25 protein-coding genes are annotated in these 23,171 nt (G+C 65.8%); 11 read left to right on the forward strand and 14 right to left on the reverse strand.

From position 1 onward, the window contains the following. Positions 1-2 precede the first annotated feature (2 nt). The 6 genes from C0V75_RS23470 to hspQ all read right to left on the reverse strand — a co-directional run bounded on the left by C0V75_RS23470 (position 3) and on the right by hspQ (position 4,392). Positions 3-812 (reverse strand): GFA family protein, encoded by an 810-nt coding sequence (locus tag C0V75_RS23470; RefSeq protein ID WP_254216358.1) that lies wholly within the window; start codon positions 810-812, stop codon positions 3-5. Beyond that, a complete protein-coding gene (locus C0V75_RS03315; RefSeq protein ID WP_371410654.1) occupies positions 812-1,282 on the reverse strand; it encodes a GAF domain-containing protein in 471 nt (156 codons plus the stop codon). The genes C0V75_RS23470 and C0V75_RS03315 overlap by 1 nt, the downstream gene beginning before the upstream one ends. Positions 1,283-1,293: 11 nt before the next feature. Then, positions 1,294-2,871, reverse strand: coding sequence for a gamma-glutamyltransferase family protein (locus C0V75_RS03320; protein WP_101919453.1), 1,578 nt, complete (start codon positions 2,869-2,871; stop codon positions 1,294-1,296). A gap of 395 nt (positions 2,872-3,266) precedes the next feature. Then, positions 3,267-3,692, reverse strand: coding sequence for an ATP-binding protein (locus C0V75_RS03325; RefSeq protein ID WP_101919454.1), 426 nt, complete (start codon positions 3,690-3,692; stop codon positions 3,267-3,269). Further along, a complete protein-coding gene (locus C0V75_RS03330; RefSeq protein ID WP_101919455.1) occupies positions 3,670-4,005 on the reverse strand; it encodes an STAS domain-containing protein in 336 nt (111 codons plus the stop codon). Before C0V75_RS03330 ends, C0V75_RS03325 begins: the two co-directional genes overlap by 23 nt. Before the next feature lie 60 nt (positions 4,006-4,065). Then, on the reverse strand, positions 4,066-4,392 hold the full coding sequence (gene hspQ / locus C0V75_RS03335; RefSeq protein WP_101919456.1) for a heat shock protein HspQ: 327 nt from the start codon (positions 4,390-4,392) through the stop codon (positions 4,066-4,068). Positions 4,393-4,476: 84 nt separating this feature from the next. Between hspQ and C0V75_RS03340 the strand changes: the two genes are divergently transcribed. Beyond that, the gene (locus C0V75_RS03340; protein WP_101919457.1) at positions 4,477-5,358 is read left to right on the forward strand and encodes an AEC family transporter; all 882 of its coding nucleotides are present in this window, start codon (positions 4,477-4,479) and stop codon (positions 5,356-5,358) included. A 78-nt stretch (positions 5,359-5,436) separates the two neighbouring features. Further along, the gene (locus C0V75_RS03345) at positions 5,437-6,021 is read left to right on the forward strand and encodes a lytic transglycosylase (RefSeq protein WP_101919458.1); all 585 of its coding nucleotides are present in this window, start codon (positions 5,437-5,439) and stop codon (positions 6,019-6,021) included. A 19-nt stretch (positions 6,022-6,040) separates the two neighbouring features. Here the strand turns inward: C0V75_RS03345 and C0V75_RS03350 are convergent, their stop codons facing one another. Further along, the gene (locus C0V75_RS03350; protein WP_101919459.1) at positions 6,041-6,643 is read right to left on the reverse strand and encodes an outer membrane lipoprotein carrier protein LolA; all 603 of its coding nucleotides are present in this window, start codon (positions 6,641-6,643) and stop codon (positions 6,041-6,043) included. Between the two features lie 348 nt (positions 6,644-6,991). On the opposite strand from C0V75_RS03350, the gene C0V75_RS03355 reads away from it, so the two are divergent. Next, positions 6,992-8,293 carry a D-amino acid dehydrogenase gene (locus C0V75_RS03355; RefSeq protein WP_101919460.1) on the forward strand — a complete coding sequence of 434 codons (1,302 nt, stop codon included), beginning with the start codon at positions 6,992-6,994 and terminating at the stop codon, positions 8,291-8,293. Positions 8,294-8,485: 192 nt separating this feature from the next. Here C0V75_RS03355 and C0V75_RS03360 read toward each other — a convergent pair whose 3' ends face one another. Further along, entirely contained in the window at positions 8,486-9,523 is a 1,038-nt protein-coding gene (locus tag C0V75_RS03360; RefSeq protein WP_101919461.1) for a lysine-2,3-aminomutase-like protein, read from the reverse strand. A gap of 114 nt (positions 9,524-9,637) precedes the next feature. On the opposite strand from C0V75_RS03360, the gene C0V75_RS03365 reads away from it, so the two are divergent. Continuing rightward, positions 9,638-9,868, forward strand: coding sequence for a type II toxin-antitoxin system CcdA family antitoxin (locus C0V75_RS03365; protein ID WP_101919462.1), 231 nt, complete (start codon positions 9,638-9,640; stop codon positions 9,866-9,868). Beyond that, a complete protein-coding gene (locus C0V75_RS03370) occupies positions 9,868-10,167 on the forward strand; it encodes a CcdB family protein (RefSeq protein WP_101919463.1) in 300 nt (99 codons plus the stop codon). The genes C0V75_RS03365 and C0V75_RS03370 overlap by 1 nt, the downstream gene beginning before the upstream one ends. Before the next feature lie 3 nt (positions 10,168-10,170). On the opposite strand, the gene C0V75_RS03375 is transcribed toward C0V75_RS03370, so the two are convergent. The 3 genes from C0V75_RS03375 to C0V75_RS03385 form a co-directional block, all read right to left on the reverse strand. Beyond that, the gene (locus C0V75_RS03375) at positions 10,171-13,236 is read right to left on the reverse strand and encodes a DNA translocase FtsK (RefSeq protein ID WP_101919464.1); all 3,066 of its coding nucleotides are present in this window, start codon (positions 13,234-13,236) and stop codon (positions 10,171-10,173) included. An 11-nt stretch (positions 13,237-13,247) separates the two neighbouring features. Next, positions 13,248-14,426, reverse strand: a complete 1,179-nt coding sequence (locus C0V75_RS03380; RefSeq protein WP_101919465.1) for an aminotransferase class I/II-fold pyridoxal phosphate-dependent enzyme — start codon at positions 14,424-14,426, stop codon at positions 13,248-13,250. A gap of 130 nt (positions 14,427-14,556) precedes the next feature. Beyond that, complete coding sequence (locus tag C0V75_RS03385; RefSeq protein ID WP_101919466.1) at positions 14,557-15,888, reverse strand: amidase; 1,332 nt, start codon at positions 15,886-15,888, stop codon at positions 14,557-14,559. 79 nt (positions 15,889-15,967) lie between these two features. Between C0V75_RS03385 and C0V75_RS03390 the strand changes: the two genes are divergently transcribed. Then, positions 15,968-17,197: a UbiH/UbiF/VisC/COQ6 family ubiquinone biosynthesis hydroxylase gene (locus C0V75_RS03390; protein ID WP_101919467.1), complete on the forward strand. Its 1,230-nt coding sequence runs from the start codon at positions 15,968-15,970 to the stop codon at positions 17,195-17,197. Here the strand turns inward: C0V75_RS03390 and C0V75_RS03395 are convergent. From C0V75_RS03395 to C0V75_RS03405, 3 genes are read right to left on the reverse strand one after another with little or no spacing between them, the layout of a single operon-like run. After that, positions 17,194-17,376: a Trm112 family protein gene (locus tag C0V75_RS03395; RefSeq protein WP_101919468.1), complete on the reverse strand. Its 183-nt coding sequence runs from the start codon at positions 17,374-17,376 to the stop codon at positions 17,194-17,196. The two genes, C0V75_RS03390 and C0V75_RS03395, sit on opposite strands and share 4 nt — an antisense overlap. Continuing rightward, a complete protein-coding gene (locus tag C0V75_RS03400) occupies positions 17,373-18,017 on the reverse strand; it encodes an LON peptidase substrate-binding domain-containing protein (protein ID WP_101919469.1) in 645 nt (214 codons plus the stop codon). Before C0V75_RS03400 ends, C0V75_RS03395 begins: the two co-directional genes overlap by 4 nt. A gap of 26 nt (positions 18,018-18,043) precedes the next feature. Further along, positions 18,044-18,946, reverse strand: a complete 903-nt coding sequence (locus C0V75_RS03405) for a co-chaperone YbbN (RefSeq protein ID WP_173861040.1) — start codon at positions 18,944-18,946, stop codon at positions 18,044-18,046. A gap of 131 nt (positions 18,947-19,077) precedes the next feature. On the opposite strand from C0V75_RS03405, the gene C0V75_RS03410 reads away from it, so the two are divergent. Genes C0V75_RS03410 through rfbA form a run of 5 tightly spaced genes read left to right on the forward strand, consistent with a single transcriptional unit; the run spans position 19,078 to position 23,077 of the window. Beyond that, a complete protein-coding gene (locus C0V75_RS03410) occupies positions 19,078-19,716 on the forward strand; it encodes an SGNH/GDSL hydrolase family protein (RefSeq protein ID WP_101919471.1) in 639 nt (212 codons plus the stop codon). A gap of 40 nt (positions 19,717-19,756) precedes the next feature. Continuing rightward, positions 19,757-20,317, forward strand: coding sequence for a dTDP-4-dehydrorhamnose 3,5-epimerase (gene rfbC, locus C0V75_RS03415; protein ID WP_101919472.1), 561 nt, complete (start codon positions 19,757-19,759; stop codon positions 20,315-20,317). Beyond that, positions 20,314-21,354 (forward strand): dTDP-glucose 4,6-dehydratase, encoded by a 1,041-nt coding sequence (gene rfbB / locus C0V75_RS03420; protein WP_101919473.1) that lies wholly within the window; start codon positions 20,314-20,316, stop codon positions 21,352-21,354. Before rfbC ends, rfbB begins: the two co-directional genes overlap by 4 nt. Then, positions 21,351-22,205: a dTDP-4-dehydrorhamnose reductase gene (gene rfbD, locus C0V75_RS03425; RefSeq protein ID WP_254216359.1), complete on the forward strand. Its 855-nt coding sequence runs from the start codon at positions 21,351-21,353 to the stop codon at positions 22,203-22,205. The genes rfbB and rfbD overlap by 4 nt, the downstream gene beginning before the upstream one ends. After that, a complete protein-coding gene (gene rfbA / locus C0V75_RS03430; RefSeq protein ID WP_101919475.1) occupies positions 22,202-23,077 on the forward strand; it encodes a glucose-1-phosphate thymidylyltransferase RfbA in 876 nt (291 codons plus the stop codon). The genes rfbD and rfbA overlap by 4 nt, the downstream gene beginning before the upstream one ends. Positions 23,078-23,171 lie beyond the last annotated feature (94 nt).

Consider the following 23,171-nt stretch of genomic DNA (forward strand, 5'->3'; position numbering starts at 1 on the left):
CGCTATTCCCAGCCGGGAACCTGCGGCAGCCCGTCGTCGATTGCGTAGTAACGGCCCTTCTCGGCCACGAAGATATGGCCCGCCAGCCGCCCCCCCGTCGGCCCATCCACCGCCCCCGCCTCGACCGAAAATCCCCCATCCGCCGCGCGGAACCACAGGCTGCTGCCGCAGCCGTTGCAGAACCCCCGCACCCCGCCCCCCTTGGTGCGATATTCCGCCAGACCGTCGCGCGACAGCCATTCCACCGCCGCCTCCTCCACATCGAAGGACGCCGAGTAATGCCCCGAAAGGCTCCGGCACTGGTGGCAATGGCAGGCCGTGATCTCGCCCGCAGGCCCCGGCAGGGTGAACCGGCACGCCCCGCAGAGGCAGGACGCCGCCAACCGCGCCGGCGCTGGCCCCGCCTCGAGCGGCGGCCCCTCTGGCGCATAGTAATCCCCCGCATCCGCCTTGTAGATATGTTCCGAAACCCGGATGCCCGTCTCCCCCTCCAAAGCGCCGGGGGAAAAGCTCACCGCATGCTCCTCCACCGTCCCCCAGTCAAAGACCGCATCCGCCTCGGGCAGCCAGAACAGCGTCGCCCCGCATTCTCCGCAGAACCCCCGCTGCGCGACAGGCGACGACCGATACCACCGCAGCCCCCGCCCCTCCGTCACCCGCCACCGCGCCACGGGGACCGAGGCCGCCGCCCAGTAATGCCCGCTCACCTTGCGGCATTGCCTGCAATGGCAGGCCAGCGCATCGCGGATCGGCCCCTCCACCTCGAACCGCACCGCCCCGCAATGGCACCCGCCGCGGAAGACCTGCCCCATCACGCCGCCTCCCGGAACACCTCGGCCAGCAGCGGCACCAGCCAATCCTCATCCGCCTGGGTAAAGGCCGCAGGCGTGTCGCTGTCCAGATCCAGCACCCCCAGCAACACCCCCGCCCCGTTCCACACCGGCAGCACCAGCTCCGACTTGGTCGAGGAAGAACAGGCGATGTGATCCGGAAACGCCTCCACATCCGGCACGTTCTGCACCCGCCCCGTCCGCGCCGCCGCCCCGCAGACCCCGCGGCTGAACGGGATGACCAGACAGCCGTGCCCCCCCTGATACGGCCCGATCTTCAAAAGCTCCGGCCCCACCACCCGGTAGAACCCCGTCCAGTCACAAAAGGGATGCCCATGGTGGATTTCGCAGACCACCGTCGCCATCAACGCCACGGCATCCGTCTCGCCCTCGCACAGCGCCCGGATGCGCGCCGTGATCCCGTCATAATCCACCTTCTGTCCGTCCAGCATCGAAGCCCCCGTCAATATCCCAGCGCGCAGCCATCCTTGCGCGGGTCCGATGCCCCCACCAGAACCCCGTCCTCGCCGATCACGATCGCCTGGCATCCCCCGATCGGCTCATCGGGGATCGACACGTCATGCCCCATCTCCGCCAGCCGCGCCCGCACGGCCTCGGAATAGCCGCGTTCCACCTTCATCCCCTCCGGCCCGGTAAAGCAGCGCGGCGCATCATTCGCCGCCTGCACTTCCATCCCGTAATCCACCAGATTCGTCACCAGCCGCGCATGGCCGCAGGGCTGATAGGCCCCGCCCATCACGCCGAAGGGCATCGTCACCCGGCCATTCTGGCGCAGCATCCCGGGAATGATCGTATGCATCGGCCGCTTGCCCGGCCCCGCCTCGTTCGGATGGCCCTCGGCCAGCGTGAACCCCGCGCCCCGGTTCTGGAAGTTGATCCCGTACTTCTCCGACGCCAGCCCCGCGCCAAAGCCCCAGAAGATCGAATAGATCAGGCTCACCGCCATTCGGTCCTTGTCCACCACGGTGATATAGACCGTGTCCTTGTGCACCGCTTCCGTCAGGGGCGCCGCCGCCGCCATCGCGCGCCCGGGGTCGATCAGCGCCGCCAGCTTCGCCGCCGTCTCGGGCGCCAGCATATGCTCCAGCCGCGCCACATGATCCGGGTCCGCGATGAACCGGTTGCGCGCATCATAGGCCAGCTTCGTCGCCTCCGCCTCGATATGCGCCCGCTCTGCCCCGAAAGGGTCCATCCCGGCCAGATCGAAATGGCCCAGGATGTTCAGCATCAGGATCGCCGTCGCCCCCTGCCCGTTCGGCGGATGCTCCAGCAAGTCCACCCCCTTGTAGCTGCCCCCGACAGGCGTGGTGTAGTCGCAGGCCACGCCCGCGAAATCCTCCATCTCATGCGTCCCGCCCAGCGCGCGCAGCGAGGCAACCATGTCCTCCGCCACCTCGCCTTCGTAGAACCCCTTGCGCCCCTCCTTCGCGATCCGGCGCAGCACCTCGGCCTGCCCCGGCGCGCGGAAGATCTCGCCCACCTTCGGCACCCGCCCATTCACCAGATAATGCCGCCGCGCCGCGCCCTGCAAATGCTCCGCATCCCCGGCCCAGTCAAAGGCCACGCGCGGCGCGACCGGCACGCCCTCTTCGGCATAGCGGATCGCGGGCGCCAGCACCGCATCAAGGCCCAGCTTTCCCCAATCCGCCGACAACCGGCAGAAAGCATCCACCGCGCCGGGCAGCGTGACCGCCTCCACCCCGTGCAGCGGCACTGCCGTCAGTCCCCGGTCGCGCATCACCTGCGCTGAATAGCCCGCCGGGGCCCGCCCCGATCCGTTCAGCGCGATCACATCCTCGCGCCCCGCGGGTTTCAGCAGGACAAAGCAATCCCCCCCGATCCCCGTCATCTGTGGCTCGCAAATGCCCAGCAGCACCGCCCCGGCAATCGCCGCATCCACCGCATTGCCGCCGCGTTCCATCACCTCCACCGCCACTTTCGCGGCCAAGGGGTGCGAGGTCGCGCAAATCCCGTTGGTCGCATGGATGGCCGAACGGCCGGGCATGTGGAAATCGCGCATCGTGGTTCTCCCTGTCCTGACAGGGGCAACCTAGGCGGCTTCGGGGGCATTTCCAAGAAAGCCCGTCAGCCGATCCCCCCGGACCGCCACCATCCCGCCATCACCGCGACGACAGCCGACAGGACCCGCCCGAAGGGAAATCCCGCGCGAGCTGCGCTTTCAAGGAAGGGGGGGAATACCCCCGGTGCCAGGAATGGGTGGGGGCAGAACTCTCGGCACCGGGGGGCAGCTCGCACAACAGCTACGTGCAGGGTAACGGCCACCGCGCACAGAAGTTTAGCCCGAACCCCGACTCCTCCCGGAAACGCACCGCCCACCGCAATCCGACCGCATCGGACAGGTGAACCGGCCCCCGGCCAGCCGCACCCTCCGCCCTCCCCGCGCAGGCGCCCATCTCAAACCGCGCTGCAATCGGAACGCACTTCCACCGTCAGGATGTTCAGTCCCCGCTTGCGTCGCAGGGCCAGCCGGTCGGTCAGCGCCCGGATCAGCGGGATGCCGAACCCGCCTTCCGCAGCCACCAGCGGCATGTCGCGCATCAGGGCGAGGGGCGCAGGCCCCTGCCCGGCACGATCCACGATCCGCCATCCCAGCCCCGGCCGCCCCGGCAGCGGCGTCAACCCGATCCATCCCGGCGTGCCGCCATAGCCATGTTCCACCACATTGTTCAGAACCTCGGCCAGAACCAGAAGCGTGCAGTCGCGCTCCTCCGCGCTCAGCCGCGCCAGCGCCGGGTGCCGTTCCAGCCGTTCCAGCAGGCTGCGCACTTCTGCCGGATCGGCGGCAATCACATGCCGTTCACGCCGTTTCGCGCAGGGCATCGGCCACCTCTGGATGAATGGCGAAAAGCATGTCCATCCGCGTCAGCCGGAACACCCGCCCCACCGGCCCCGTCAGCCCGGCCAGATCCATCGCCTGCCCCTCGCGCAGGAAGCGCCGCGCCGCAACCACCGCGCCCAGCCCGCTCGAGTCAATGAAACCGACCCCTGACAGGTCCAGCACCACCCGCCCCGGCGCCGCCTCGATCACCGCCTTCATCCGGTCCTTGAAGGCCACCGCGCCTAGCGCATCCAGCCGCGCCTCTGCCGGACGAACCACTGTCACCGCACCCCGCCCTTCGACCTGCAATTCCATGCCCAACCTCCTTGCCTGCAAGAACCAGCCTCGCAGCAAAGGATGAAGGCGCGGTTAGCGTCAGTTCAGTTGGAATTGCAGCGGATAGCGGCCATCCTCGAAATCGCCGAACAGGTCCGGCAGATCGGGATGCCCCACCGGCTCGCCGGTCTCGTCGGGCAAGAGGTTCTGCTCCGACACATAGGCCACGTAATAGGATTGGTCATTCTCGGCCAGCAGGTGGTAGAACGGCTGATCCTTCGACGGACGGCTGTCCTCCGGGATCGCGTCATACCATTCCTCGGTATTCGAAAACCGCGGGTCCACATCGAAGATCACGCCGCGGAACGGGTGCTTCCGGTGGCGGACGACCTGTCCGATGTGAAATTTGGCCTGCGCGGTAAACATGACATTGCATCCTTTGAATTGATTTACTAATCCCTCGCGCCGTCCCTTGTCCATCGGGCAGGTGCAACAGCGGGGAAACAGTCTGTGAACCTCATCCCTACAGTGCTGGAGATTGTGGCCCCTGTCGGCCTGCTCGGTCTGGTTGGGTTCCTCTGGGCGCGCGGCGGGTTCGACTACCGGATGGAGTTCATCACCCGCCTCTGCATGACGCTCTCCGTCCCCGCCCTCGTCTTCACCGCCCTGATGAAGACCGAGATCGACCCCACCGCCCTCACCACCCTGTCCATCGCCGCCGCCGCCGCCTACGGGGCGCTGACGATCCTCTTCTGGGGCCTCACCCGCCTCCTGCGGCTGGACCTGCGCACCTATCTCGCGCCGCTGATCTTCGGCAATACCGGCAATGTCGGCCTCCCCCTCGCCCTCTTCGCCTTCGGGCAGGAAGGGCTGGGCTACGCCATCGTCGTCTTCGCCGTGATGATCCTCTGGAGCTTCACCTTCGGCCTCTGGATCGTCGCCGGCGGCGGGTCGCCCTCCCGACTGGTGAAGGAACCGATCATGGGCGCCACGCTCCTCGGCGCGCTCTTCCTCTGGCAGGGCTGGCAGACGCCGCGCTGGCTCACCAATTCGCTCGATCTCATCGGCCAGATCGCCATTCCGCTCATGCTCATCACCCTCGGCGTCGCCGTGGCCCGGCTGAACGCCGGCCACCTCGGCCGCGCCTTCGCGCTCTCGCTCCTGCGCGCGGTCCTCTGCCTCGCCGCCGCCCTCGGCGCGGGCCTCGCCCTGAACCTGCCCCCCGTCGCCCTCGCCGTCCTCATCCTTCAGGTCACCACCCCCGTCGCCGTCACCTCCTACATGATGGCCGAGAAATACGGCGCCGATTCCGATGCCGTCGCGGGCCTCGTCATCGCCTCCACCCTCCTGTCGGTGATCACACTTCCGCTCACTCTCGCCTTTCTGATCTGACGCGACCCGATCCCCCATTTCCCCCGGCGCGCTTTTGCCCTATCCTGCCCGGCAAAACAAAAATCGTGCGAGGGGCTTATGAGCAGACTTCTCCGCGCGTCGATCCTCTTGATGTTGCTGGCCTCCTGCGGGGGTGGCAAATATTCGGCGCCACGCAATCTCGACAACGCCTGCGCCCTCGCGGCCGAGCGTCCGCAGTATTTCCGCGCCATGCAGGCGACCGAACGGCGCTGGGGCGTGCCGATCCATGTCCAGATGGCCACCTTCCATCAGGAATCCAAATTCATCGGCAATGCCCGCACCCCCCACCGCTATGCCCTGGGCATCATCCCGATGGGCCGCCAATCCTCGGCCTATGGCTACAGCCAGGCCCTCGACGGCACATGGGAAGAATATGAAGAGGCCGTCGGTCGCTGGGGCGCGCGCCGCGACCGCATCGACGACGCGGCCGATTTCATGGGCTGGTACATGGACATCTCGACCCAGCGCCTCGGCATCTCCAAATGGGACGCGCAGGCGCAATACCTGGCCTATCACGAAGGCCGCACCGGCTATGCCAACCAGTCCTATCTGGGCAAGCCCTGGCTGATGGACGTTTCCGCCAAGGTCGCCGAACGGGCCGAGATGTATCGCGCCCAGCTCGCTTCCTGCGGCCGCATCTGATCGGGGGGAAGGGGCGGGATCACCCGCCCCGCTTCTCCACTTCCTGCGTGATGTTGAACAAGGACGCGGGCAGGTTCACCCCCGTCACCATCCGGTCCAGCACGATGGTCGTCCGGTTGCCCAGATCATCCGTGATGACCCAGGACGTCAGCGCCACGGGATCGCGCGAAAACACCAGCTCGATCGTCCCGTATTCCGGCGCCTCCGGGTCCTGCGCCACGACCCGCGTCGTGTCCTGCGCCTCGTAATGGCCCACCACCATCTTCGCCGTGCCCAGATCCACCCGCTCCGCCAGGATCAGGTTCAGCGGCGTCCGCCGCAGCGGATATTGCTCGGGCGGCTGGTTCGACTTCGCATCGAAGATCGCCACTTGCCCACCCCCGGCCATCACCAGGCTGCGGTCGGGCGGCGCATATTCGAACCGCACCCGCCCCGGACGGCGGATATAAAGCCGCCCGTTCGAAATGCTGCCATCCGCATTGATCTGGGTGAAATCCGCCTCCGCCGTGGTCAGCCCGTTCAGATAGGCGGACAGGTCGGCCAGTGGAACCAGTTCCGCCCGCGCGGGCAGGGCGAAGACAAGCGCAAGGAGCGGGGCCATCAGGGCGGTGCGTCTGTTCATGCCTGCAATATACCCCCTCCCCCGCGCGCTTGCATCCCCGCCTCCCGCAATGTTGCAAGCTTGTGCCGATGCCGTGATCCCACGCCCGCCCCCACGACAGCAGACCGCCGAAGGAATCGCCCAATCCTTGGGCAAACTGCGAAGAAAGAAACCGGCGGAAATCCACACTGCAGCAAGGATTTCTGCGCCATAAAATCTCAATGACGCAAGTTTCTTCGGTCAAACAGATGTTATCAGAAGATTCCTCCCGTCTCTACCCTCTCCACACCCCATCATCGCAAACACCTTCACCCGGAAATCCGGCATCTTTCGCCCATCCCATGCAACCCTCTGGCAAGGCAGGCAAAGATGAAGATCGTGGTTCTCGGCGCAGGCGTGATCGGTGTCACCTCGGCCTGGTATCTGGCCAAGGCGGGGCATGAGGTCACGGTCATCGACCGCCAGCCCGGCCCTTCGCTCGAAACCTCCTTCGCCAATGCGGGCGAAATCTCGCCCGGCTATTCCTCCCCCTGGGCGGCCCCCGGCATCCCGCAGAAGGCGATCAAGTGGATGTTCATGAAACATGCGCCGCTGATCATCCAGCCGCGCCCGGATCTCGCCAAACTCGGCTGGATGGCGAAGATGCTGTCGAACTGCACGACCGCCGCCTACCAGACCAACAAGCGCCGCATGGTCCGCCTGGCCGAATATTCCCGTGACTGCCTGATGGAGCTGCGCGCGGAAACCGGCATCGCCTATGACGAACGCACCCAGGGCACGCTGCAACTCTTCCGCACCCAGAAACAGGTGGACGGTGCCGCGAAGGATATCGAGGTTCTGCGCGCCGACGGCGTCCCCTTCGAAGTGCTGGACCGCGACGCCTGCCTCGCCGCCGAACCGGGCCTTGCCGGGGCGCGCGACAAGATCGCGGGCGGCCTGCGCCTGCCCGGCGATGAAACCGGCGACTGCTTCAAGTTCACCAACCGCCTTGCCGAAATGGCCGAAGCGCTCGGCGTCACCTTCCGCTACGGCGTCGGCATCGACGGGCTGGAATCGGATGGCACCCGCATCACCGCCGCCCGCACCTCCGAAGGCCGCGTCACCGCCGATGCCTTCGTCGTGGCCCTGGGCAGCTATTCGCCCTTCCTCGTCGCGCCCTTCGGCATGAAACTCCCGGTCTATCCGGTGAAGGGCTATTCCATCACTGTCCCGATCGTGAACGAAGACCGCGCCCCCGTCTCCACCGTGATGGACGAAACCCACAAGATCGCCATCACCCGTCTGGGCGACCGCATCCGCGTCGGCGGCATGGCCGAGATTGCGGGCTTCGACCTGTCCTTGAACCCCAAGCGCCGCGCCACGCTGGAACATTCGGTCGAAGACCTGTTCGGTGGCGCGGGTGACCAGTCCAAGGCCAGCTTCTGGACAGGCCTGCGCCCGATGACGCCCGATGGCACCCCCGTCGTCGGCCGCTCCACCGTGCCGAACCTGTTCCTGAACACCGGCCACGGCACGCTGGGCTGGACCATGGCCGCAGGCTCGGGCCGCGTGCTGGCCGACATCGTCTCGGGCCGCAAGACCGAGATCGAAAGCGCCGACCTCGGCTATGCCCGCTACCTCAAGCCGCGCGCCGCCCGCGCGCAGGGCTTCGGCGCCGCACAACCCGCCTGAGGCCTAGGATGGGCAGTATTGCCCATCCTACCCATCTGGCCCTATCCCCCGAAAATCTGGCGCCATCCGCGCCAGATTTCCTTAACCAATCCCTGCACCAGCGCCCGCGGCGTGGCCACAGTTTGCGGCACAGTTTGCGGCACAAGATACGGCACAGCCGTTTTCACCGGAAAATTCCCGATCCGATACCGCCTAGCGCTCCGGATCGCGGTAAAGATGCTGGCCACCCTGCCAGTCGGTGATCCGCCACAGCCCGCCGCCCAGCGGTTCCGCATGATCCCGCACCAATGGCACCTTCCCGAAACCGCCCGGAATATCAAGCACATAGGTCGGGATCAGTGGCCCGCTGATCCGCCCCCGCAGCCCGGCCATCAGGGCCTGCCCTTCCGCAATCGTGGTGCGGAAATGCCCCGTCCCCTTCGCCAGGTCGCAATGATGCAGGTAATAGGGCTTCACCCGGCAGGCCATCAGCCGCCGGAACAATGCCTCCAGCGCCGCCACGCTATCATTGATATCGCGCAGCAGAACCGATTGGGAAAGCAGGGGAATTCCCGCCTCCACCAGCCGCGCCAGTGCCGCCTCCGCTGCCGCCCCGATCTCCTGCGCATGGTTCGTATGCACCACCACCCAGACCCGCGCAGCCCGCAGCGCCGCCACCATCTCCGCCGTCACCTTCTCGGGCGCCACCACCGGGATGCGGGTATGGATGCGCACCTGATCGACATGCGCTATCGCTGATAGCCTTTCCATCAACCCCTTGATCCTGCGCGCAGAAAGCACCAAGGGATCGCCCCCCGTCAGGATCACTTCGCGGATCGCGGGGTTAACCGCGATGTAATCCAGCGCGGCCACAAGGTCTTTCTCCGGCAGCGATCCCTCTTCCCCAACCGCCTCGCGCCGGAAACAGAAGCGGCAATAGACCTCGCAGGTTTTCGTCACATGCAGGATGACCCGATCCGGATAGCGATGCGTCAACCCCGTCACCGGGGAATGGGCCTCATCCCCGATGGGATCGCCCAATTCCTCCTCGCGGATTATCATTTCGGCAGCCTCCGGCACGAACTGCCTCGCCACCGCATCCCCCACCCCCAAAACCCGCCCCCGCATCGCGGCGGTCATGCGGATGCGGAACGCCTCCTCCACCGGGGCCAGCGCAGGCGCAGCCTCCGGGGCCACCAGCCCCGCCGCCACCATCTCTGCCAATCCGTTGATCGCCCGCTGTTCAGTCATGCCTGCCCCTTCCGTCCGGGCGCGGCACCTATCAAGGGGTTGGACCAGGCGCAAGCCTTGCTTTCCAACAAGATCATGCGCATATTTCATGCGCGTCCAGCAAAGGGGTGCATCATGCAGCCACCCATACGCAAAGCCACCAACCTAACCCTCGATGCGGCCCTTCTGGCCGAGGCACGGGCGCATGACGTGAACCTGTCCCGCGCGGCAGAAGATGGCCTCCGCGCGGCCCTGCGCGCCGCAAAGGCGGCCCGCTGGCAGGAAGAGAACGCCAAAGCTCTCGCGGATTCAAATAGTTGGGTGGAAGAGAACGGCCTGCCGCTGGCCAGCTTCCGGCCCTTCTGATGGCCCGGTTCGACGTCTATCCAGCCCCGGATGGGCGCGGTTACTGGCTGGACGTGCAGGCCGATCTTCTGGGTGCATTGAACACGCGCCTTATCGTGCCGCTCATCCCCCTGGATCAGGCACCCATTCCAGCGCGGCGCCTGAACCCCGTCTTCCGGATCGACGGGCAAGACGTGGTCATGACCACGCAATTCCTCTCTGCCGTTCTGTCCAGCGGCCTGACGCGCCCTGTCACTTCTCTCGCCGATCAGTCCGAAACCGTCATGGCCGCATTGGACATGGCACTCATCGGCTTCTGATCCTCACGCCTCCGGCACAAGGATCTCGCGCTTGCCCACATGGTTGGCGCGGGTCACGACACCCTCTTCCTCCATCTGCTCCACCAGACGCGCGGCCTTGTTATATCCGATGCCCAGCTTCCGCTGGATGTAGGAGGTCGAACATTTCCGATCCCGCGCCACGATGGCAACCGCCTGGTCATATAGCGCCTCGTCGCTCCCCTCGGCCCCGCCGCCGCCCAGACCCAGCACAAGGTCGATGTCGTCGGCCTTGTCATCCTCCGGCCCCTCGACCACGCCCGACATATAGGCCGGCGGACCAAAGCTCTTGAGGTGATTGACGATTTCCTCAACCTCTTCATCGCTGACGAAAGGCCCATGGATACGGGTGATCTTCGCCCCACCCGCCATATACAGCATGTCACCCATGCCCAGCAGTTGCTCCGCCCCCTGCTCGCCCAGGATCGTCCGGCTGTCGATCTTGCTGGTGACCTGGAAGGAAATCCGCGTCGGGAAGTTCGCCTTGATCGTCCCGGTGATCACATCCACCGAAGGCCGCTGCGTCGCCATGATCAGATGGATGCCCGAGGCCCGCGCCATCTGTGCCAGACGCTGGATGCAGGCCTCGATCTCCTTGCCCGCCACCATCATCAGATCGGCCATTTCGTCAACGATCACAACGATATAGGGCAGCGCGACGGGGGCGAATTCCTCCGTCTCGAAGACCGGCTCCCCGGTATCCTCGTCAAACCCCGTCTGGATCGTGCGCTTGAACAGCTCACCCTTCGCCAGCGCCTCGCGCACCCGGCCGTTATAGCCTTCGATGTTCCGCACGCCCATCTTGGACATCTTGCGGTAACGCTCCTCCATCTCGCCCACCACCCATTTCAGGGCGACGACGGCCTTCTTCGGGTCCGTCACGACGGGGCTCAGAAGATGCGGAATCCCGTCATAGACCGACAGTTCCAGCATCTTCGGGTCGATCATGATCAACCGGCATTCCTCGGGCGTCAGCTTGTAGAGAAGCGACAGGATCATGGTGTTGATGGCAACCGACTTGCCCGAACCCGTGGTCCCCGCGATCAGAAGGTGGGGCATCTTGGCAAGGTTCGCCACCACCGGCTCGCCGCCGATATCCTTGCCCAGCGCCAGCGGCAGCCGCATGTTGCTGTCGCCAAAGTCGCGCGCCGAAAGGATTTCCCGCAGCACCACCTTTTCCCGATGCGCGTTCGGCAATTCGATCCCGATCACCGTCCGCCCCGGCACCGTGGACACCCGCGCCGACAGGGCCGACATGCTGCGCGCGATGTCATCCGCAAGCCCGATCACCCGGCTCGCCTTCAGCCCCGGCGCAGGTTCCAGTTCATACATCGTGACCACCGGGCCGGGACGAACCGAAACGATCTCCCCCTTCACCCCGTAATCATCCAGCACATTCTCCAGCATCCGCGCATTCTCTTCCAGCGCCTCGTCCGAAAGCGTGTGACGCGTCACCGTCGAAGGCGCTGCCAGCAGGGACAGCGGCGGAAGCTCGTATTCCGGCTGCATCTCTTCGAACCGCAGGCGCGGCTGCGCCTCGGCCATGGCCTGACGCGACGGGGCGCTCGGCTTCTTGGCCACGTGCTGCACCACCGGGCGCCGGTCGGCCATCAGGGGGCGCGCGGCGGCCGGGGCGTAATCCTCATCCTCGTCATCCTCAACCTCAGGCATCCAGCCATCGGCGCGGAACATGTTCTCGCCGGTTTCCCAATCCTCCTCGGCCTCGGGCAGGACGGGCTCTTCCGGCATCGCCACAGGCTGGCGCGACAGCGCGCTCAGGGGCGGCACAATGGCAGAGGCGGCAGGGGCGGCAACGCTCATTCCCGCCATCAGCGGCGGCTCTACCGGCATCTGTCGCGCCACCGGCGTAAGGTCGGCGACCAAGGGCTGCGGCCCGCGCCGCAAGGCCGGTTCACGCCGCTGCACTGCCGCCTGAACCACATTGACCGGCCCACCCGGATTGCGGATGCGCGACTTGATCGCATCCGAGATGCGGGCACGGATGCGGTCCTCATCCGGGCGCATCCCGTCGTCATAATGCGGCTGCATCGGCTCCACCAGTTCCGGCTCCGGGTCCGACAATCGCCGCATCAACCCCGGCATCCGGGCCAGCAGGCCCAGCTTTTCCTTGGGCGGCGCGTAATGCGGTGCCTCGGCCAGGGGCGCGGCATAGCGCGGCTCGGCCCGCAGCTGCGCCGGACGGCCCCATTCCGCAGCCCCCTGCGCCGGGGAAACCGCCGGTTCGCTCAATGGCCGGCGTATCACGCCACGCCCTGCCGCTGCCGGCATCGGCTCTGCCTCCCAGGCGGCCGACCGGCGCATTGCCGCGGCCTCTGCCCGATGCGCCTGTGCCATGCGGCGGCGGTCCTGCATCGCCAGCGCCGCCCGCGCCGTGCCCTGCGCACCCTTGCCAGCAAGGGCCATGGCCTGCGAATAGGCGATGACAGACCCCACCATCAGGAACCGCCCGATCTGCCGCAGTTCCGCACGGTCAAAACCCGTCACGAAAAGCAGCATCGCCAGCACGCCCAGGCCCAGCAGGAGCGACACGAGTTTCAGGCTGAACCCGGCACTGCCCGGCACGATCCCGATCAGCGCGCCCAGCACCGTATCGCCGAACAGCCCGCCCAGACCGAAGGAATGCCCCCAGGCCGCCCCCGGCACCAGCGTCGCCGCATAGACCGAACACATGGCCACCGCGATCACGGCAAAGACGATCCGGCCCAGCGCCCGTTCCGCCCCCCGATGGGTCAGGAACCGCACGCCCCAGACCAGCAGGATGAGCGGAATCGACCACGCCCCCTTGCCACCGATAATGATCAGCGTCGAAGACAGCGCCGCGCCGAACCGGCCCAGCGCGTTCTTCGCAGGCTCATCCGTCGCGACCATCCAGCCGGGATCTTCCGGCGAATAGGTCCAGAGCATCGCCACGAAGGCAATCGCCACCGCCACCAGCACAAGCCCCAGAAGCTCGCGCCCGCGCCGTTCCAGCATCGCCTGCATGTTCTGATCCAGAAGCGGATCCCGTTGCCGTGCCTGATAGGATGCCATGCTGCCGTTCCTCACCCGTAGATGCAGTCGCGAAGCCGGATCAGCCCGCGCTGCATTTCGTCCCTTGGGGCCACCATGGCGACCCGGATATATCCCTTGCCGGGGTTCTGCCCCCCGGCCTCGCGCGACAGATAGGCGCCGGGCAGAACCCGCACCCCCGTCTGCGTCCAAAGCTTCAGCGCCGCCTCTTCCCCATCCTCGACCGGAAGCCAGAGGAAGAATCCGCCCTCGGGGTTGGAAAACCCCTGCACGCCCGCAAACACCTCATCGGCGATGCGGAACTTCTCCTGATAAAGCGCAAGGTTGGCCGCCACATGCGCCTCATCCGCCCAGGCCCGCTCGCTCACCTTCTGCACGGGCAGGGGCAGGGGGGCACCGGCGAAGGCCCTCAATTGGCGGATGCGGGCAATGCCCTGCGCGCCACCCGCAACAAAGCCCGACCGCAGCCCCGGCAGATTCGACCGCTTCGACAGCGAATGGAAAACAAAGATCCGCTCAGGGTCCGCCCCGATCTCTGCCGCCACCTCCAGCGCGCCGGGGGGCGGCGCGTCGCGCCAGATCTCGGAATAGCATTCGTCGGAAAAGACGCGGAAATCATGGGTCTCCGCCAGCCGCAGCAGCCCCGCCAGATAGTCGCGCGACGCAATCGCCCCCTGCGGATTTGCGGGCGAACAGAGATAGGCAATCGCCACCCGGTCCAGCACATCCTTGGGCAGGGCCGCATAATCCGGCAGGAACCCCGTCGCCGCCGTGGCAGGCACATAGACAGGCTCTGCCCCCATCGCCAGCGCGGCAACCGCATAGACCTGATAGAAGGGATTGGGCATCAGGACGACCGGCTTCCTGCCGCCCTTCACCTCGGGGCACAGGGCGACGGCCGCGTTGAACAGCCCTTCGCGCGTGCCGTTCAGCACCATCAGCCGCTCTTCGCCCAGATCGACGCCATAGCGCCGCTTCAGCCAGCCCGCGATCGCCGCCAGCAATTCGGGCGTCCCGTCATTCGGCGGATAGACACCAAAGCCCGCAACATTATCCGCCAGAACCTGACCCACGAAATCCGGCATCGGATGGCGCGGTTCGCCGATGGTCATGGCAATCGGCTCGGCCCCCGGCTTGTGGGGGTCGAGCAACTTCCGCAAACGCGGAAATGCGTAATCTGGCAGGCTCGAGAACCGCTCAGGAAACTGCATTCATGCCTCAATACCGGGGTCGTGGTGCCCCGTTTTGCCGCACGATAGCCAACCCGCGCGCAGCGGTCCAGAAAAAGGCAACGCCCGCCGTCACTTGGCCGCCGATGCTGTGTCTTTTCCGACTCTGCCCCTAGCGCAGCGCCTTGGCCGCCGCCGCGCCCACACGCAAAAGCCGCTCTTCCTGATGCGGGGCGCCGAGGAAACTGATCCCGCAGGAGGGCTGCATCGTGGGAAGGGTCAGACCGCACAGACCCATCAGATTTCCGATCCGCGTGTTGCGCAGGGCCAGCAGGTTTTCGGTCACGTAATAGGGATCATCCGTCATCAACCGCCCGGCCTGCGGCGGAAGGATCGGCGAGGTGGGAAGGATCACCGCATCATACCCGGCGGTCTTCTCCAGCCACACCCGGCGCAACACCTCCAGCCGCCGCCAGGCTGCCACGTAATCCGACGCGGCAAAGGATGCCCCTGACCGGAACCGTTCCAGGATGCGCGGAAACATCTTCTGCGGTGCCGCCTCGATCCGGTCACGCCAGATGCCATAGGCCTCGGCGGTGAAGATGAGCGCGGCCAGACCCATCGCCTCGGCCACTTCCGGCACCTTCCCATGGGTGATCTGCGCCCCCGCCGCCGCAAGCCGCGCCACCGCATCCTCGAATCCCTGCGCGGGTCTTTCGCGCAGATCATCCAGCGCCACGGTCTCCAGCACCAGGAAGCGCATACCCGACAGGCTCGCCCCGCCCAGATCGGTGGGCCGCCCCCCTTCCATCGCCGCCAGCAGCAGCGCGCAATCCTCTACCGTCTTGGCAATGGGTCCGATCGTATCGAAACGCTCGCACAACGGCACCGTCCCCGTCAGCGGGATGCGCCCCGCCGTCGTCTTCAACCCGACCAGATCATTCCAGGCCGCGGGAATCCGCACCGATCCGCCCGTATCCGATCCGATGGCCGCCGGGGCCAGACCATAGGCCACCGAGGCCGCCGCCCCCGAGGAAGACCCGCCCGGCACAGCACTTTCGTCATTGATGCAAGGCGGCGTGGCGGTGATCGGGTTCAGGCCCAGCCCGGAAAAGGCCAGTTCCGACATATGCGTCTTGCCAAGGCAGACCAGCCCGCCCTGCGTGGCAACTTCCAGAACCTCGGCATCGCGTTCGGGGATGCGGCCCTTCAGAAGGGCCGATCCGGCCTCCGTCGCCACGCCGACCGTATCGAAAAGATCCTTCCAGCTTATCGGCACACCATCCAGCAGCCCGCGGCGGAAGCCCCGTCGCGCCCGGCCATGCGCAGCCATCGCCTCGGCCCGCGCGCGGGCCGGGGTCAGGCGCGCATAGATACGCTCGGCCAGCGGATGTTTGGCAATGGCATCCAGATGCTGTTCGGCCAGATCGACAGGGTTGATCCGCCCTGCCCCAATCTCGCGCCCCAGTTCTGCCGCCGTCAGGTTCTGCCAGTTCTTCGCCATGCCCGCCCCCTATTCCAACATGAACGGTAGCGGCACAGCGGCGCATGGACAATCCCGCCCCGCCCGCCATATTCGGCCCATGATGCATGACGCCGATATCCTGATCGCCGGGGGCGGGCTGAACGGCCCCGCCCTTGCCTTGGCCCTCGCCCAGGGCGGGTTGCGTGTGACCGTGATCGACAGCCGCCCGGCCCCCGCCCGCGCCGAAGCCGGTTTCGACGGCCGCGCCTATGCGCTGGCCATCGCCTCGCGCCGCCTGCTGACCATGATCGGCATCTGGCAGAAGGTCGGCGATCTGGCCCAGCCCATCCATCGGATCAAGGCCAGCGACGGCCTTGCCGGCCAAGGCCCGGCGCCCTTTTTCCTCACCTTCGATGCGGCAGAGATCGAGGAAGGCCCGATGGGCTTTCTGCTGGAGGACCGGCATCTTTATGCCGCCTTCCTTGCCGCGATGACCGCCCATCCGAATGTGACGCTGCTTTCAGGCGAAACCGTCACCGGGCAGGAGGTGGCGCCAAATGCCGTTGCCGCCACACTCGCCAGTGGCCGCCGCCTGACGGCACGCCTTCTGGTCGGTTGCGACGGGCGCGGCAGCGGCACTGCCACGCGGGCGGGCATCCGCCGTGTCGGCTGGGGCTATGGCCAGACAGCCCTCGTCACCGCCATCCACCATGAAAAAGATCACAATGGCACCGCGCATCAGTTCTTCATGCCCGAAGGCCCCCTCGCCATCCTGCCCCTGAAAGGCGGCCATCACTCCAGCATCGTCTGGAGCGAGACGGAAGAAAATGCCGCCCGCATCCAGGCCCTGCCGGATGACCAATATCTGGAGGCGCTCCGCCCCCGCTTTGGCGATTTTCTGGGGGAGATTGCGCTTGCAGGCGACCGGTTCACCTATCCCCTTTCGCTGTCGCTTGCCGAACGGTTCGTCGCGCCGCGCGTTGCGCTGGTGGGGGATGCGGCCCATGGCGTGCATCCAATCGCCGGACAGGGCCTGAACCTCGGACTACGCGATGTCGCAGCGCTGGCCCAGACCGTGATCGAAGCCCATCGCCGAGGCGAGGATATCGGCAGCCAGACCACGCTGGAGGCCTATCAGCGCTGGCGGCGCTTCGATTCCACAGCGCTGGCCCTTGGGATGGATACGGTCAATCGGCTGTTTTCCAACGACAACCCAATTCTCCGCGCAGGGCGTGATCTCGGTCTCGGGATCGTCAACGCCCTGCCCGGCCTGCGCCGGCGGTTCATCCGGCAGGCGGCCGGATTGCAGGGGGATCTGCCCCGGCTTCTCGCCGGAAAGCCGATCTAATCCAGCGCCCGCGCTTCGCTGACCAGCATGATCGGAATGCCGTCACGGATCGGAAAGGCCAGATGTGCCGCCTTCGAGATCAGCTCCTGCCGCTCTGCATCATAGGTAAGCACGGCCTGAGTAACCGGGCAGACCAGCGCATCCAGCATCCGGCGGTCGAACACCGTCTCTTCTGTCACTGCATCACCTCATCGGACGATCCGCCGCGCATGGCGAATTCGATCAGCGTGACCAGTGTCTCCCGCCGGGTCGTCAAGGAAGGCGCCTCAAGCAGGGCCTGCTTGTCCTCGGGGCTGAAGGGACAGAGCATGGACAGCGAATTGATCAGCAACTCCGTCTCGGCCTCCTTCATGCTCGACCAGTCGGTCGAAAGGTTCATCGCCGCGAAATAGCGGCCAAGCAGCGCAAGGAATTCCTCACGCCGGAAACCCGCATCCTCTTCCACCGGGCCCATATCGCGCTGGAAACCACCCCAATCCACCGAACAGCGACGATAGGGGGTGAAGCCGGACACCTCTTCCTTGACGCGGAACCGGGAAATGCCGGACAGGGTGATCATATAGCGACCATCCTCGGTTTCCGAAAACCCGGTCAGCCGCCCGGCACAGCCGATGGCATTCAACCGCTTTTCACCGGTTCCCGGCACGTCGCGCGGCTGGATCATTCCGATCAGCCGATGCTTGGTCTTCAGGCAATCCTCGATCATCGCCAGATAGCGCGGCTCGAAGATATGCAGCGGCAACCGCCCGCGTGGCAGAAGCAGCGCACCGGGCAACGGAAATACAGGGATCGTCTCGGGCAGGTCGGCGGCGTTCATCATCTGCCTCAGTTAGCCCTGCCGGACCATCAGGCAAATATCATCGACGAAAGGCGGCGGCGGCCTTTCAAAACGATAGGGTCGGTCGGCTTCAACGCATCGAAGATCGTCAGCAACTGCGTCTTCGCCGCCCCCTCGTTCCACTCCCGATCCAGCCGGAACAGATCAAGCAGGACATCGACAGCCTCTTCCACCTTCCCTGCCGCATGCAGCGCCGTGGCGAGGTCGAACCGCGCCTGCCGGTTGGTCGGATCGGCCTCGACCGCCGCGCGCAACTCCCGCTCAGGCCCGGCATTTGCAGCCTGCCTTGCCAGTTCGAGCTGCGCCCGCGCCGCCTCCACGTCCTTCGCCTTCGCAATGGCGGCCGGGGCGGCGTTCAGCATCGCTTCGGCCTGATCCAGTTGCCCAAGGGCCAAATGGCAGCGCACCAACCCTGAATAGGCGGCCGGGTTTTCCGGCTCTTCTCCCAAAATGGCAGCGAAGGTTTCCGCCGCATCCGTCACCGCGCCCTCAGCCAGCATCTGCTCTGCCGCTTCGATCGCCTCGGCCAGACCGCCGTCACCGGCAAGACCGGAAAGCTTGTCGATGAATTTCTTGATCTCAGACGCGGGAATGGCGCCCTGGAAGCCATCCACCGGCTGGCCCTGCCAGAAGGCATAGACCGTAGGGATGGACTGGATGCGCAACTGCCCGGCGATCATTTGGTTCTGGTCCACGTCGATCTTGACCAGCTTCACCTTGCCCTTCGCCGCGAGAACCGCCGCCTCCAGCGCGGGGCCGAGTGTGCGGCAAGGGCCGCACCAGGTGGCCCAGAAGTCCACGATCACCGGCACCTGCCGGCTTGCCTCGATCACGTCCTTCATGAAGGTCGCCTCAGTGGTGTCCTTGATCAGATCACCCTGCGGCGCTGTCTTTTCGTCGAACCCGAACATCGCATTCCTCATGCAGCATGTCTTTGCGCCCTATATGCGCGCGAGGGCGGCAAAGGCCAAGGGGGCAAAGCGGCTTTACCTGCCCGCGCGCAGGCCCTAGCCTCCGCCCCAAGGCAGCGCAAGGATGACACATGCCCGTTCTTCTGACCTTCGGCGACAGCAACACCCATGGCACGCCCCCGATCATCGACCGGGCCGAATACCGCCGCTTTCCCAAGGGCATACGCTGGCCGACCATCACCCATGCCGCGCTTGGCCCCGCATGGGAACTGGTGGAGGAAGGGCTTCCGGGGCGCACCGCGCAGTTCGATGATCCGGTGATGGGCGATTACATGAACGCCCGGCCTGCGCTGCGCATGGCCCTGCAATCGCACGGTCCCATCGACGTTATGACCCTGATGCTGGGCACCAATGACGTGAAGACGCGCTTTGCCACCACGCCCGAACAAGTGACGGCGGGGGTGGCCGGGCTGCTGGACGTGGCGCTTTCGCTTGACTACCAGGCGCGGCATGGGGGGTTCCGCATCCTTCTGATCTGCCCGCCGCCGGTGGTGGAAACCGGCCCGATCAAGACGGAATTCTGGGGAGGTGCCGCCCGGTCCCGCGCCTTGGCCCCGCTCTACCAAGCCCTTGCCGCATCGCGCGGGATCGGTTTTCTCGATGCCGGGCAGGTGATCGAGGTCAGCCCCATCGACGGCGTCCATTTCGACGAGGCCGCCCATGCGGCCTTGGGGCAAGCCGTGGCCGAGGCGGTTGAGAAACTGATCTGACGGCTTTACCCCGTGCGGCAGGTGTGAGACGAGTTTTCCCATGCAGATAGAACCGACAGCCCTCCCCGATGTGGTGATCCTGACGCCCCAGCGCTTTGGCGATGCGCGCGGCTGGTTCACCGAGACCTGGAATGCCGAACGGCTGCGTGCTGCAGGGCATGATTTGGCCTTCGTGCAGGACAACCACTCCTTCTCGGCGCAGAAGGGCACGTTGCGCGGGCTGCATTACCAGTCACCCCCCCGGGCGCAGGACAAGCTTGTTCGCTGTTCGCGCGGAGCGATCCTTGATGTGGCGGTGGATGCCCGACGCGGCTCTCCCGCCTATGGCCACTGGGTCGCCGTCGAACTGACTGCCGAGAATGGACGGCAACTTCTTGTTCCCAAGGGGTTTCTGCACGGTTTCGTGACCCTGACGCCGGATTGCGAGGTGCAATACAAATGCACCGACGTCTATTCCCCCGCCCATGACGGTGCCGTGCGTTGGGATTCCGTCGGCATCGACTGGGGCCTGTCGGGTGACCCGGTCCTGTCGGCAAAGGATATCGCAGCCCCCGCCTTCGCCGATTGGCAAAGCCCGTTCACCTATGGAGAGACGGCATGAAACTCCTGATCACGGGCGGCGCGGGCTTCATCGGCTCTGCCGTCGTCCGGCTTGCGATCGCGCAGGGGCATTCGGTGGTGAATGTCGATGCCCTGACCTATGCTGCCTGCCTTGAAAACGTGGCTGCGGTCGGCAATTCCCCCCGCTATGTCTTTGAAAAGGCGGATATCCGCGACCGCGCTGCGATGGACCGCATCCTTGCCGTGCATGATCCCGACGCCGTGATGCATCTGGCTGCCGAAAGCCATGTGGACCGGTCGATCGACGGCCCCGGCACCTTCATCGAAACCAATATCACCGGCACCTTCACCCTGCTGGAGGCCGCCCGCGCCCATTGGATGGGCAAGGGACGGCCGGATGGCTTCCGCTTCCACCATATCTCCACCGATGAGGTCTTCGGTTCCCTCGGCCCGACGGGCAAGTTCACCGAAGACACGCCCTATGATCCGCGCAGCCCTTATTCGGCCTCCAAGGCCGCGTCCGACCATCTGGTCCGCGCCTGGCACGAAACCTATGGGCTGCCCGTCGTCCTGACGAATTGCTCCAACAATTACGGCCCCTTCCACTTTCCCGAAAAGCTGATCCCTGTCGTGATCCTGAACGCGATGGCGGGAAAGGCGATTCCCGTCTATGGCAAGGGCGAGAACGTGCGCGACTGGCTGTTCGTGGAAGACCATGCCGACGCCCTTCTGACCGTGCTGACGAAGGGGCGTCCCGGCCGCAGCTACAATATCGGGGGCGAGAACGAAGCGCGGAACATCGACCTTGTCCGCACGATCTGCCGCCTGATGGACGAAATGCACCCGCAGGGCGCGCCGCATGACCGGCTGATTACCTTCGTGGCTGATCGGCCAGGCCATGATCTGCGCTATGCCATCGACCCGTCGCGGATGCGCGAGGAACTGGGCTGGCGCCCATCGGTCACACTCGAGGAAGGGCTGCGCCGCACCGTCCGCTGGTATCTGGAGAACGAAGCATGGTGGCGCCCGCTGCTGGCCCGTCAGGGCGTGGGCGAACGGCTGGGGGTCAAGGCGTGAAGCTGCTGGTCTTCGGCCAGACCGGTCAGGTGGCGCGGGAACTGGCCCGGCGCTGTCCGGAAGGAATCTTCCCCGTGTTTCTTGGGCGAAACGAGGCCGATCTTGCCGATCCCGACTCTTGTGCCAAAGCGATTGCGGGCCATGACTGCGACGCGGTGATCAATGCCGCGGCCTGGACAGCGGTTGACCGCGCCGAGGCAGAGGAGGCCGCGGCGACTGTGGTGAATGGCGCAAGCCCGGGCGCGATGGCGGGGGCCTGTGCCGCAAGGGGCATCCCCCTTCTGCATGTCTCGACAGATTATGTCTTTGACGGGAAGGGCAGCGCGCCCTTTGCCCCCGACCACCCCACTGCGCCGCTCAATGCCTATGGCCGGTCCAAACTGGCAGGTGAGCAGGCAATCCGTGCCAGCGATGCGCGCCATGTGATCCTGCGGACAAGCTGGGTCGTTTCCGCCCATGGGCAGAATTTCGTCAAGACGATGCTCCGCCTCGGGACCGAACGCCCGTCCTTGAACGTGGTGGCCGACCAGATCGGTGGGCCGACGCCCGCTGCCGCCATTGCCGATGCACTTTTCGTGGCGGCAACGGCACTTCGCGACGGTGCCTTGGGCGGGACCTACCATTTCGCGGGAACGCCGGATGCAAGCTGGGCCGATTTTGCCCGCGCCATCATGGCCGCAGCCGATCTGCCCTGCACAATTGCCGACATTCCCTCTTCCGCCTATCCGACCCCTGCCGCGCGCCCGATGAATTCGCGGCTGGACTGTTCCACCTTGACCCGCGACTTCGGCATCGCCCGCCCCGACTGGCGCGCAGGCCTTGCCGACATCCTGAAGGAGCTGCGCCTATGACCGGACGCAAGGGCATCATCCTCGCCGGTGGCTCCGGCACCCGGCTCTGGCCCATCACCATGGGCGTGTCAAAGCAGCTTCTGCCGCTTTATGACAAGCCGATGATCTATTACCCGCTTTCGGTGCTGATGCTGGGCGGCATCCGCGAAATCGCGATCATCACGACGCCAGAGGATCAGGCGCAATTCCAAAGGCTTATGGGGGATGGCAGCCAATGGGGCCTGTCCTTCACCTGGATCGTGCAACCCTCGCCCGATGGCCTTGCACAGGCCTATCTTCTGGCGCGGGATTTCCTGAACGGCGCGCCTTCGGCGATGGTGCTGGGCGACAACATCTTTTTCGGCCATGGCCTGCCGGAGACGCTTGCGTCTGCGGATGCGCAGGACGTCGGAGGGACAGTCTTTGGCTATCGGGTCGCCGATCCGGAACGCTATGGCGTGGTGGATTTCGCCCCGGATGGCACGGTCCGCAGCATCCAGGAAAAGCCGGAAAAGCCGCCGTCGAACTATGCGGTGACGGGGCTCTACTATCTGGATGGCCGCGCGCCGGACCTTGCCGAAAGCATCCGCCCCTCGCCCCGTGGCGAACTGGAAATCGTTGATCTGCTTGAGAAATATCGCGCGGAGGGGACGCTGAAGGTCGAACGGATGGGGCGCGGCTATGCCTGGCTGGATACCGGGACCCATGGGTCGCTTCTCGATGCGGGGAACTTCGTGCGCACCCTGACCGATCGGCAGGGCCTGCAAGTGGGCAGCCCGGACGAGATTGCGTGGCGGTCCGGCTTCATCAGCCGCGACGACCTGCTGAAACGCGCCGAAACCTTCCGCAAGAACGACTATGGCCGCTATCTTCTTGGAATCGCGTCGGAATGATGGATGCAAAAAACAGGATGATTTCCGGCTGACCTGCGTTACCCTGTCGCAGACGGGCCGATGACTCACCCCATTCGGCCCCCCCTTTGGGAGG

Origin of the sequence: Tabrizicola sp. TH137 (genome assembly GCF_002855575.1) — a bacterium.
Classification (GTDB): domain Bacteria; phylum Pseudomonadota; class Alphaproteobacteria; order Rhodobacterales; family Rhodobacteraceae; genus Paragemmobacter.

Coding starts and splice junctions, on each gene's coding strand:
- C0V75_RS03365 (WP_101919462.1), top strand. CDS start 9,638: ATGCAGCCACCCATACGCAAAGCCACCAACCTAACCCTCGATGCGGCC.
- C0V75_RS03330 (WP_101919455.1), bottom strand. CDS start 4,005: ATGGAATTGCAGGTCGAAGGGCGGGGTGCGGTGACAGTGGTTCGTCCG.
- C0V75_RS03375 (WP_101919464.1), bottom strand. CDS start 13,236: ATGGCATCCTATCAGGCACGGCAACGGGATCCGCTTCTGGATCAGAAC.
- hspQ (WP_101919456.1), bottom strand. CDS start 4,392: ATGTTTACCGCGCAGGCCAAATTTCACATCGGACAGGTCGTCCGCCAC.
- rfbC (WP_101919472.1), top strand. CDS start 19,757: ATGCAGATAGAACCGACAGCCCTCCCCGATGTGGTGATCCTGACGCCC.
- C0V75_RS03315 (WP_371410654.1), bottom strand. CDS start 1,282: ATGCTGGACGGACAGAAGGTGGATTATGACGGGATCACGGCGCGCATC.
- C0V75_RS03400 (WP_101919469.1), bottom strand. CDS start 18,017: ATGATGAACGCCGCCGACCTGCCCGAGACGATCCCTGTATTTCCGTTG.
- C0V75_RS03320 (WP_101919453.1), bottom strand. CDS start 2,871: ATGCGCGATTTCCACATGCCCGGCCGTTCGGCCATCCATGCGACCAAC.
- C0V75_RS03380 (WP_101919465.1), bottom strand. CDS start 14,426: ATGCAGTTTCCTGAGCGGTTCTCGAGCCTGCCAGATTACGCATTTCCG.
- C0V75_RS03325 (WP_101919454.1), bottom strand. CDS start 3,692: ATGCCCTGCGCGAAACGGCGTGAACGGCATGTGATTGCCGCCGATCCG.
- C0V75_RS03355 (WP_101919460.1), top strand. CDS start 6,992: ATGAAGATCGTGGTTCTCGGCGCAGGCGTGATCGGTGTCACCTCGGCC.
- C0V75_RS03345 (WP_101919458.1), top strand. CDS start 5,437: ATGAGCAGACTTCTCCGCGCGTCGATCCTCTTGATGTTGCTGGCCTCC.
- C0V75_RS03370 (WP_101919463.1), top strand. CDS start 9,868: ATGGCCCGGTTCGACGTCTATCCAGCCCCGGATGGGCGCGGTTACTGG.
- C0V75_RS03385 (WP_101919466.1), bottom strand. CDS start 15,888: ATGGCGAAGAACTGGCAGAACCTGACGGCGGCAGAACTGGGGCGCGAG.
- C0V75_RS03350 (WP_101919459.1), bottom strand. CDS start 6,643: ATGAACAGACGCACCGCCCTGATGGCCCCGCTCCTTGCGCTTGTCTTC.
- rfbB (WP_101919473.1), top strand. CDS start 20,314: ATGAAACTCCTGATCACGGGCGGCGCGGGCTTCATCGGCTCTGCCGTC.
- C0V75_RS03410 (WP_101919471.1), top strand. CDS start 19,078: ATGCCCGTTCTTCTGACCTTCGGCGACAGCAACACCCATGGCACGCCC.
- C0V75_RS03405 (WP_173861040.1), bottom strand. CDS start 18,946: ATGTTCGGGTTCGACGAAAAGACAGCGCCGCAGGGTGATCTGATCAAG.
- C0V75_RS23470 (WP_254216358.1), bottom strand. CDS start 812: ATGGGGCAGGTCTTCCGCGGCGGGTGCCATTGCGGGGCGGTGCGGTTC.
- rfbA (WP_101919475.1), top strand. CDS start 22,202: ATGACCGGACGCAAGGGCATCATCCTCGCCGGTGGCTCCGGCACCCGG.
- C0V75_RS03360 (WP_101919461.1), bottom strand. CDS start 9,523: ATGACTGAACAGCGGGCGATCAACGGATTGGCAGAGATGGTGGCGGCG.
- C0V75_RS03390 (WP_101919467.1), top strand. CDS start 15,968: ATGATGCATGACGCCGATATCCTGATCGCCGGGGGCGGGCTGAACGGC.